The sequence below is a fragment of the Dokdonia sp. genome (genome assembly GCF_039945015.1).
GTDB lineage: Bacteria > Bacteroidota > Bacteroidia > Flavobacteriales > Flavobacteriaceae > Dokdonia.
On the sequence record NZ_JBDUXP010000030.1, the window covers coordinates 499,039 to 507,170 of the forward strand.

Here is an 8,132-nt window from a genome sequence, read left to right on the forward strand (position 1 = left end):
GATTAGCGTCGTGATTTAGAAAACACGTTATTTAAATTGCGTAAGATAGTGGTTAAGAATTGTGAGATGTCATAAGGTTTTAAAATAATATCATTCATCCCTGAGTCCATAATTGTTGCTCTCATCTCGTCTAGTTCTACAGCTGTAAGAGCAACGATGGGAATCTCTTTATTAAACACTCTTATCTGTTTAGTAGCCTCGACACCGTCTATTTTAGGCATATGGATATCCATAAGTATAAGATCAAAATTATTTTCTTTTACAAGTGCAATAGCTTGCTCTCCATCATCTGCTAAAGAACATTTAAATTGGCGTTTTTCCAGAATCTTTTGAGTGATTTTCTGATTGATACGATTATCATCTACAACAAGAATATGTACATTTTCAAAAATGTGTATCGCTGTGCCTTCTTTAGGAGTTTCTTTTTTGATTTCTTGTTGTTCATCAGTATTATTTGCTTCTAGATTAATAATAAAAGTAAAAACAGATCCTTTACCCATTTTACTTTCTAACATTATCTCACTTCCATATAATGCTAAAAGCTTTTTTACAATTGGTAATCCAAGTCCAGTACCTTGGTAATTATAGTTTCGGTTTTCTACCTGAGAAAACTCTTCAAATATTGTTTTTTGTTTACTTGAGGGAATACCAATACCATCATCTTTAATAGTAAATTTTGTTTTATATAAACCGTCTTTTGTTTTCTCTATAAGATCAATATATAACCAGATGTTTCCGTTCTCATTAAACTTTATAGCATTACCGATAAGGTTCATAAGTATTTGAGAAAGCCTCACGTAATCTCCAACTTGTTTATCAGGCAAATTCTGATCGATATGTAAATGTATTTTATTTTTATTTTGCTCTAAACTAAACTCAAAAGAACGAGCAATACTATTGGCAAGGCTAGATAATCTGTAAGAGGTTTTTTCTAATTTAATTCCATCGGCATCCATTTTATTAATGAGAAGAACATCATTTATAAGCGCTAGTAAGTAATCTGCCGAAAATTTTAAAGATTTAAGATCTTCCTTATTATTTACAGATGTTTCATCTTCTAGTAAAATGGAAGCAAGTCCAATAACCCCATACAGAGGAGTGCGTAATTCATGGCTTACCGTAGAAAAAAACTGTGTTTTAAGTTGAGAAAGACGCTCAGCATTATTTTTAGCTGTCATGAGCTGATTATTCTTTTCGTGAAGACGTTTGATATATTTTTTACGAGATTTAAATGCAAAAAAGATAGCAACAAGCGCAATTAATAAAATGATGGAAGCAATAATAAATATATTACGTAAGTCGCGAGATTTTTCAAAAAGTTGATCATTAATGATTTGCTCTTTTCTAGCAGAAGCAATAGTATGTTCATATTCTTTAATATTAAATAGAGTATTTGCCGCTTGAATTTCTCTCAATTTATCTGCTTCAAACTTTTTTTCATCAAGTTCTTTAGCTTTTTTCAATAACCCATATGCTTTCTCATAATCTTCTTGAATTTCAGAAAGCTTTGCATAATGTTTATAAAACTCTAAGGATTCAGCAGCAAACTTCTCTTTTTCTACTACTCTTTGTACTATAATAAACGCTTCCTCAGCAAGATTGTAATTTCCTTTCTGAGTGTGGTATCTACCAAAAAGAGTCCTTAGGTTTGCTATATCTCTTGGAAAGACCTCCTCTTTTTCCAGAAGTTTTTCTGCTTTAATAAGATATGAAAGAGACATGTCGGGCAGGTTCTCATCTAGATAAGTCCATGCAATATTAATGAGAGGAGTTATATTTTTTTGTTCAAACCCTTGAAGGTTATTAATATTAATGCTTTTCCTATAGTAGTCAATGCCTTTTTGGTAATTTTCTTTTTCGTCAGACTCTACATTTCCAAGGTTTATGTAAACCCAAGATAATAAAGAGTCTATTTTTTCTTCTTTTACAATAGAAAGTGCCTTCTCATAATTCAACCTTGCTTGAAGTGTATCTTTCATCTCCGTATTAATTGTACCCATAAGGTCATACCCCATAAAAGTAAAATACGCGTTGCTCTGATCTTTCCCTTCAGTTATAATTTGAGAGGCAATTTCTATAGCATTTTTATACTCAAGATTATCTAAATTATCGTAAGCTTGAAAATTTAGAGTTTCAATACTATCCTTAGAAATAGGGTTTTGTTGCGCATAAGAAATGTAACTTACAGAAAAGAAAAAAAGGAAGATATAATAGAATTTATACTTCATGTTTAATGATTATGGGGTATTGTAAAATTACTCATAAAGAATTGCATACACAAAAAAGTATAATCTTCAAACTTTTTTGGTTGAGGCTTTTAAGAATTATATACCTTTAGGTTATGAATCAGGCATACATAAAAACACCAATAGGAAATATAGAGATAGAAGGGGACGATCAAGGTATAACGGCCATTACATTTTTAAATGAAGAGATAGTTCCTACTATAAAAATCCCTGTAAGTTTACAAGAAGCGGTAACACAACTGGATGAGTATTTCAAAAAACAAAGAGTGGTTTTTTCATTAAAACTAAACCCAAAAGGAACAGATTTCCAATGTAAGGTATGGCAAGAACTACAAACAATTCCTTTTGGAAAAACAGCGTCTTATTTAGATATGGCAAAAAACTTAGGAGACCCTAAAGTTATACGTGCTGCTGCAAGCGCAAATGGCAAAAACCCGATTTCTATTGTAATCCCTTGTCATAGAGTTATAGGAAGTGATGGATCTCTTACAGGATATGGAGGAGGATTACATCGCAAAAAATGGCTACTCGACCATGAAAGCCCTGTCCGTCAGGGGTTACTTTTTAATTAAAATAGCACAAACTATTTTTAAAACCATATATCAGATTTATGAGATTTATAAAAAAGTTTTTAAAAGGATTTATTAGTATTCTTCTCCTTTTGGTTGTTCTGGCATACATTACCGATTATGAATATATATTAAAAGGAATTAGAGTTGTTTATATGACAGGTCATGTTACGGCATATATAGACGATTATCCTCATTTTGAGAATGCCGAGATTTTAAATGCAACGCCACAACCATGGCCATTACATGCTAAGTATAATACAATAAAGGCGACACCTAGATTGCAAAACACACATGAAGAATTAGGGACTGTTGCTTTTCTAGTTATAAAAAATGATAGTATTTGGCACGAAAAATATTTAGAGGATTCTGAAAAAAAATATGGCCCTACATCAAAAACCAATTCTTTCTCTATGGCAAAGAGCATCACGAGTGCATTATTAGGGAAAGCAATTCAAGACGGGTATATTAAAAGCCTAAACCAGCCACTCGGTGATTTTTTTGATCAATATGCGTTAGATAAGACAACCGTTGGGGACCTTTCTTCAATGTCTTCAGGACTAGATTGGGAGGAAAGCTATACAAGTCCGTTTAGTGTAACCGCAAGAGCGTATTATGATGATAACTTAGCCGAGACAATCCTTAATCAGAAAGTGACAGAAACCCCAGGAAAATCTTTTAAATACCTAAGTGGTAATACACAACTTTTAGGAATGGTTATCGAGAAAGCGACAGGAAAAAAACTAGCGTCTTATCTATCAGAAAGCTTTTGGAAACCATTAGGAATGGAACAACCTGCGTTATGGCAAGTAGACGACGCAGACCATCAGTTAGTAAAAACGTACTGTTGTATTTCTAGTAATGCTAGAGATTTTGCAAAATTCGGGAAACTGTATAAAAATCATGGAAAGTGGAACGGAAAAGAAATCATTGACTCTTCATTTGTGGCCACTTCAACACGTCCAAGATTCCCAGAAGATGATGTGTATGGGTACGGTTTCTGGCTTAGTGATTATATGGGTAAGCAAATTTTTGTTATGCGCGGTATTCTAGGTCAATATGTAATTACAATTCCAGAAGACGATATGATTATTGTTAGATTAGGACACAAAAGAGGCAATTTCATTTCTGGAGAATCCTTTACAGAAGATTTTTATATCTATATAGATGAGGCATATACAATGCTCAAAAATTCTTAAAGAGATGTTATTTAACGTAATCTTTTGATTCAGAAATTGAATTCCTTTTAGTTTTGAGTAACTAATTAACATAAATCATGAGGATTACAATATTATTTCTTGCAGTATTTTTTACTTGTATTACGTCTGCACAACAAGCAACATCATTTAATTTAGATTTTGAAAAAGTTTCTAAAGAGACACCGTCTCAATGGAACAATTTTGGAAATGGAGATTACAAAGTAAGTATTGATTCGACCGTTGTACAACAAGGAAATTATTCGGCTTCAATAGAAAGCTCAGAAGAAGGGAAAGAATTTTGGGCTTGGGGACTTACTATTCCTGTCACTTTTGGTGGAAAAAAAATAAAACTTACGGGATATGTAAAGACAGAGAATGTGTCTGGTGGTCATGGAGGTTTATGGATGCGTATTGATCCTCGGGTAGGTTTTGATAATATGCAAAATAGAGGAATCAAAGGAACCACAGAGTGGGAAAAATATGAGATAGAACTTGACTTAAAACCTAACGAAGCAAAAAGTATAGTAGTAGGAGGAATTCTCGTTGGAAAAGGAAAAATATGGATAGATAATTTAAAAGTAACTATAGACGGAAAACCACTTGATAAAGCTCCTAAAAAAGAATTATCTGGAGCTCAAAAAGATGTAGAGTTTGATACAGGATCTCAATTTACTATTGCTAAACCAACAGCACAAGAGGTTAAAAACTTAGCTATATTAGGAAAAGTATGGGGATTTCTTAAATATCATCACCCAGCAATTGCCAAAGGAGATATTAACTGGGATTATGAATTATTTAGGGTTCTGGAAGATATCGCTTTCGCGAAAGCGGACTCAGAAAGAGACAAACGTATCCTTACTTGGATAGATACATATGGTCCCGTTTCTAAATGCAAAAGGTGTAAGGAGACATCGGAAGATGCTTACTTAAAACCAAATACTACTTGGATAAGCTCAAGTAACCTTTCTGAAGAGTTGCAAGAGCGTTTACACTATATCTATGCAAATAGGTCTCAAGGCAAACATTATTATATAGAAGGAGCTCCTCAAATAGGAAACCCTGTATTTGCTCATGAGAACCCATATACCGATATGAAGTATCCAGATACAGGATTTAGATTGTTATCACTATATCGATACTGGAATATGATACACTATTATTTTCCTTATAAGGATGTAATAGATAAAGATTGGGATGTTGTATTAAAAGAATATATTCCTCGATTTATAGAAGCAAAAAATGAATTAGAATATGAGATTGCTGCCTTACAAATTATAGGAGATATCAAAGACACACATGCAAATTTATGGGGAGGAGATGATCAATGGGAAGAAACAAAGGGGAGTAAGTACCCTCCTGTTCATACACGATTTATAGAAAATAAGTTAGTCATTGTAGATTTTTATAATCCAGAAATGAAACCTTCTCTTGGGTTAGAATTAGGAGATGTTATTACAGCGGTAAATGATGTAGCTACTTTAAAAATTACAGAGGATAAAATACCCTATTACCCCGCATCTAATCAAGCTGCAAGAATGAGAGACATCTCATCTGAAATACTTAGGGGAGATGGAGACTTTCTTGATATTACTGTTTTAAGAACAGGGAAAGAGATTAAAGTAAAGATGCCTTTATTTGAGAGAAAAGACTTAGATATTTATAGTTGGTACAGAACTCCAGAAGATACTGTGAAAAGTTATAAAATGTTAGCAAATAATATAGGGTATATCACACTAGCAAATATTACGAGAGATGATCCTAAAGAAATTGCAAAGGAGTTTGTAAACTGTAAGGGGATTATTATTGACATTAGAAATTATCCTTCAGCATTTATGCCTTTTGCATTAGGTCAGTTTATTGCTCCTAAAGGAACAGAGTTTGTGAAGTTTACTAAAGCAAATTATGAAAACCCAGGAGAGTTTATTATGGGAACTACTCTTAAGATAGGCGCAGGAAATATAGCTAAAGAAAAATTTCAAGGAAAAACTGTAATCTTAGTTAATGAATTAAGTCAGAGCCAGGCCGAATATACTGCTATGGCTTTTAAAGCAGCTCCTAATAGTACTGTTATAGGAAGTACAACTGCGGGTGCAGATGGTAATGTATCTATTATCTTTTTACCTGGAGGACTGAGAACAATGATTTCTGGCATAGGTATATTTTATCCTGATGGTTCTCCTACTCAACGTGTAGGTATTCTACCAGACATTGAAGTAAAGCCAACGATACAAGGAATAAAAGAAGGAAGAGATGAACTTATAGAAAAAGCAATAGAAATTATTGAAAATTAATATATAAAAAGACTTTGTTATTTTAGAGCTTTAAAAATAATATATGATATCAAAATTAAAGCTTGAAAACATTCTTTTCTTGGATATTGAGACAGTCCCTCAAGCGATTAGTTTTGATGAGTTAGATAGTACTACCCAATCTTTATATGCAGATAAAACCAAATATTTGCGAAAAGAAGAATTCTCGCCAGAAGAATATTATGAGCGCGCTGGAATTTGGGCAGAATTTGGAAAGATAGTATGTATTTCTGTAGGATATTTTAAAATTACTGGGGATCATAGAACGTTTAGAACCACCTCTTTTCATGGAGATGAAGATCAACTCTTAAAAGAATTTAAAAACCTATTAGAAGCACATTTTAATAGTTCGAGACATCTACTTTGTGCTCATAATGGTAAAGAATTTGACTTCCCTTATATCGCTAGACGTATGATTATACATGGAATTGAGTTACCATATAAGCTTAATTTATTTGGAAAAAAACCTTGGGAAGTACCACATATAGATACATTAGACTTATGGAAGTTTGGAGATTATAAACACTATACTTCTCTTAAACTACTCACACACATTTTAGGAATACCTTCCCCTAAAGATGATATTGATGGAAGTGAGGTTAGATCTGTATATTATGAACAAAACGATATAGATCGCATTATCGTTTATTGTGAAAAAGATACAGTGGCGGTAGCTCAAATACTTCTTAAATTACGCAATGAGACACTGCTAGAAGAACATGAAGTTATTTCTGTATAACAAACAATCTTTAAATTATTCTAAAAACAAAAACCCCAGCAATTGCTGGGGTTTCTACTCATAATTGAATGGTTAGTGTCAAAAAATATTTCTATCTCTTGATGAACCTTTTATTTAATGCCTTACCGTCTACTTCTATTTCTAAAATATAAACTCCTGCATCAAGATTTGAAACGTCTACAGTTTCTGTAAATGCTCCTTTACGTACAACTTGTCCAAGCATATTGTATATCGTAAGTTTTTGTGCTTCTGCACCAGTAACGTTTATACCAAGTTGTCCTCTAGTCACCGGGTTAGGGAAAATAGAAAAATCAAAATTAGCCGCATCACTAATACTATTATCTGTTGTTGCTCCTGGACCAAATCCATTTACACTAGATGTTACATTTACAATATAATCCTCTACCTCTCCGAAGTTAAAACTTTCGCAGGCTGTAGGCGCTGCGTTATACTTCATCGTTACGCGCATCCTTGTTGGTCCTACTGATGCTCCAGAAGGAACAGTAATTGTTCCATTAATAGAAGTTGCTTGTGTTGGCGCTTGTGTAAAGGCAGTTTCTCCTGCATCTCCAAAATCACCATCTCTATTCCAATCTATAAATACAGCATACGCTTCATTAAAAACAGTACCAGGCCAAGTAGGAGTGATTGTTATAGAAGTGCTTCCACTTAGGTTTGTAGAAAGATTTGTAAAATCTTGGTAACCTCCAGCTCCAGCTCCAGAAGCATTATTAATACTTCCTATCTGTACTCTGCTAATAAATTCTTCACTATTGTTTTGTCCATTAGATGCACAGTATCCAGATGGCGGATTTGGATTACCTCCGCCTCCAGCAACAAGCTGTGTGTTATCTATAGCAACATCAGATTGCCAAGTACCACCAGTTACACGGTTAAAACGTAGTTGAATAGCACCACCTAGGTAAGCAGCAAGATCAATACTAACGTTGTTCCATTGGTTTCCTTGATTTCCTGTTTGGTTCCAGATACTCGTCCATGAAGTTCCATTATCAGTACTTACTTCTAAGTCTACACTACCTCCATCAGTAGATCCAAACATATGATAATCA

The 8,132-nt window shown here is 33.5% G+C and carries 6 protein-coding genes; 4 read left to right on the forward strand and 2 right to left on the reverse strand.

Annotated features, from left to right (window positions below):
* Positions 1 to 2: 2 nt before the first annotated feature.
* Positions 3 to 2,228 (reverse strand): response regulator, encoded by a 2,226-nt coding sequence (locus ABJD27_RS22095; RefSeq protein WP_348164777.1) that lies wholly within the window; start codon positions 2,226 to 2,228, stop codon positions 3 to 5.
* A gap of 113 nt (positions 2,229 to 2,341) precedes the next feature.
* Here ABJD27_RS22095 and ABJD27_RS22100 point away from each other — a divergent pair, with 113 nt between their 5' ends.
* From ABJD27_RS22100 to ABJD27_RS22115, 4 genes are all read left to right on the forward strand, one after another.
* Positions 2,342 to 2,818 (forward strand): methylated-DNA--[protein]-cysteine S-methyltransferase, encoded by a 477-nt coding sequence (locus ABJD27_RS22100; RefSeq protein ID WP_348164780.1) that lies wholly within the window; start codon positions 2,342 to 2,344, stop codon positions 2,816 to 2,818.
* A gap of 38 nt (positions 2,819 to 2,856) precedes the next feature.
* A complete protein-coding gene (locus ABJD27_RS22105; protein ID WP_348164783.1) occupies positions 2,857 to 4,014 on the forward strand; it encodes a serine hydrolase in 1,158 nt (385 codons plus the stop codon).
* Positions 4,015 to 4,091: 77 nt separating this feature from the next.
* Entirely contained in the window at positions 4,092 to 6,305 is a 2,214-nt protein-coding gene (locus ABJD27_RS22110; protein ID WP_348164786.1) for a S41 family peptidase, read from the forward strand.
* A 43-nt stretch (positions 6,306 to 6,348) separates the two neighbouring features.
* Positions 6,349 to 7,062, forward strand: coding sequence for a 3'-5' exonuclease (locus ABJD27_RS22115; protein WP_348164789.1), 714 nt, complete (start codon positions 6,349 to 6,351; stop codon positions 7,060 to 7,062).
* 91 nt (positions 7,063 to 7,153) lie between these two features.
* Here the strand turns inward: ABJD27_RS22115 and ABJD27_RS22120 are convergent.
* A partial coding sequence (locus tag ABJD27_RS22120) for a GEVED domain-containing protein (protein WP_348202096.1) occupies positions 7,154 to 8,132 on the reverse strand: 979 nt, incomplete at its 5' end.